4 protein-coding genes are annotated in these 2753 nt (G+C 32.8%); all 4 read right to left on the bottom strand.

Features of this window, described 5'->3' with window-relative positions; translation table 11 throughout:
• On the bottom strand, positions 1-476 hold a 476-nt coding region (locus tag VKY47_RS07310; RefSeq protein WP_324311635.1), incomplete at its 3' end, for an SdpI family protein.
• Positions 477-479: 3 nt separating this feature from the next.
• Positions 480-740: an autorepressor SdpR family transcription factor gene (locus VKY47_RS07305; protein ID WP_324311637.1), complete on the bottom strand. Its 261-nt coding sequence runs from the start codon at positions 738-740 to the stop codon at positions 480-482.
• A gap of 222 nt (positions 741-962) precedes the next feature.
• Positions 963-1844: a CPBP family intramembrane glutamic endopeptidase gene (locus tag VKY47_RS07300; protein WP_324311633.1), complete on the bottom strand. Its 882-nt coding sequence runs from the start codon at positions 1842-1844 to the stop codon at positions 963-965.
• Between the two features lie 163 nt (positions 1845-2007).
• On the bottom strand, positions 2008-2574 hold the full coding sequence (locus VKY47_RS07295; RefSeq protein WP_324311632.1) for an outer membrane beta-barrel protein: 567 nt from the start codon (positions 2572-2574) through the stop codon (positions 2008-2010).
• Positions 2575-2753: the final 179 nt, after the last annotated feature.

Raw genomic sequence — 2753 nt, 5'->3', positions numbered from 1 at the left:
TGCGTTTCTTTCCAAACTGTTTCACTTTCAAGAGTCCATGGCGTTCTAATACCAATGAAGTAATTAGCTTTTATTGTTTTAAAATAATTACCTAGAATGATATATAAAACGCCTATTAATAATAGGATATAATTGGGATTTGTAAACGTGTTATTTTTGGCTGAATAAATTATAAATAAAGCCAATACAGACATAAAAATGGTCATTAAAACTTTTAGATTTTGAAGTTTGTTCCCCATTTTGTGCAGTTTCTTTTTAGGATCTATTTTTGGAACCACCAAAAAGATGACATACACAAGAACAGGCAGTAGAAACGGAATTAACAAGAGTTCTATTTTGTCGCCATACCTATCTATGTCTCCTTTGATGTTCCAGTGCATAGGAACTTTTTCTGGCAATTGGTTCCAGATATAAGCTAAATAGATAAATGGCAATAGTACAATGCCAATTAATGGAAGTTCTTTTTTAAGTTTCATGGTTTATTTTTTTAAAGTTAGTATCCAGTTTATTAAATCTTCCAAGATGCTTGTATTTAAAGAATATTCTACAAATTGGCCTTTTTTCTCACTGGTAATTAAATCTGCTCTTTTTAGAATGTCCAAATGGTGAGAAATACTAGGTTTTGAAATATGGAATTTATCTGCAATTTCACCTGCATTCATATCTCCTTCTTTCAAAAGTTCTACAATCTGCCGTCTGGTTTCATCATTAAGCGCTTTAAATAGAGAATTCATTTTGATTGTCTCGTTATTTAGTTATTTAGACAAATGTCTAAATATTATTTTAATTAAACTAATTTTTGTAGTAATTAAAATGGAGAAGAGGTGGTTATCTATGAAAAGCTATGTTTACACGAAACCAATTAACATTTCAAAGATGGAGCAGACCTTAGAACAAATACAAGAATTAATGAAAGTATGTGGACATGGAACCTATAAGATCCACTATTGGGTAGTTTTATTTTATACTTTATTGGCCGCAATTGTTTTCCAATATGGTTTTATAATATGTCCTTTTTTATGGCTTAAAATCAAAAGAATAATAGCTGCAAGAAGACCAAAAAAAGTAGCCTGAATAGAACCTTCTGGACCAAATGGTCCACCTGTAAACCAATCTGCTCCACTTATCTTGGATGTAATTAAGGTTTTTGATATGGCGTTACCCGAAACACTTGCCCCGAAAATAGCCGTTTGCGTAAAGTTCCAAGCAAAATGAATGGCAATAGGAAACCATAGGTTCCTTGCATATATGTACGCAGCTCCAAGCAGTAATCCAGCTTGAATAGCCAGTCCAATTCCAGCACTTAACGAACTGTTTGGATTGGCAAGATGTAAGCCTCCGAAAATGAGAGCAGAAATTACCAAGGCTATGTAACTACCCAATTTCTCTTCTGTAATTCTAAATATGATACCCCTAAATAAGATTTCCTCAAAAATGGCAGAAGAAAAGGCCATGGCTAAAGGTGGAATGATATATAGAAATGGGTTTATGGATACCACTGAATAACCTCCCATGACATAGATGACTAAAATTGTTAACGATTGCGCAAGGACTCCTAGTAAAATTCCTAAGGCTAGATTTTTGCCAATTCCATGAGTAGAAAATTCCGTTATTTCCCTTCTTTCGTAAAATTTATAGAGATAGATATAGGCCACTACAGACAGTATACTTGAAATGATGGTTATAATTAAATGGATAACATCTTTCGCCAATAAATCTGTTTGAAAAACTCCGCTTAGAAAACTTTTCGAAAAACTAAATACGCTTATAACAACACTAATTCCAATGATTATTTTGGTTAAAGGAAAGTGAAGTATTTTCTGTCCTATAGATTTCTTGCTCATTTTTATAAATTAGGTTTTATACGGCAAAATTACGATTAATGCTTGTAAGGGAATTAATAATTTATACAGAATATCTTAGTACTTTCGACTAAAGACTGCAATAAACTCTAGCTATTATATTGTTTTTTGTTATAGTCACTGATTTGGTTTTTAAGTTTTTTTGTTATTTAGACTTCAACGGAAATGTTAATCCAAGAGCAAATGCGCCAGCGTACTGTTGGACGGTTGGTTGATAATAATAAGTAAAGCCCAAGTCCACCTGATGATTTCGTCCTAATTCCAATCCAAAAGAAAAAGGGATGTGGTAAATTAGGCCACTTTTGTTTATAGTATCGAAAGCCGTAAATGTTTCAAATTTTCCAATAGAAGTTCCAATTCCAACTTCCACATAAGGAGCTACCCAAGGTATTGGTGCTCTAACTCGTGCCTTTCCTCCTAATAAAAAAGCCTTTGATTCCACCTTTTCATTTGTTGGATTATTATTTAAATCTTTCCCATTGGAATTGGTCAAAATAAAACCTGCATAAGGTCTAAATTCAACCCAAGAGGTGGCTTTTAGTACCAGTTCTCCTTGGGCAAAAAAGCCAGTAGCTACTATCTTGTCCACGCTATTATATGGTGCGCTCAAGCCGTATCCAATTTTAGCATGTATAGATTTTTCTTTTATAAATTGGGCTTCCATTACATTGGAAGTCAGAACGATTATTAATAGGAATAAAGTTTTTTTCATAAGGTATTGCTTCAAAGAAATAAACTCTCATATAGGGAGCTTATTTAAATAACATATTTCTGATTATAATGTGATGAGTCACGTATTAAAAACGCTTTAGGTTTTTTTATAATACTTAGGCTTACTCTGTACCAATTAAATCGATATTTGTATCGTTACCGGCTTCTTTAGGGTTTTGA

Origin of the sequence: Xanthomarina sp. (assembly GCF_035306705.1) — a bacterium.
Taxonomy (GTDB): domain Bacteria; phylum Bacteroidota; class Bacteroidia; order Flavobacteriales; family Flavobacteriaceae; genus Xanthomarina.
Note: the sequence above shows the minus strand (reverse complement) of the source record. Positions and strands in the feature narration are given on the sequence as shown.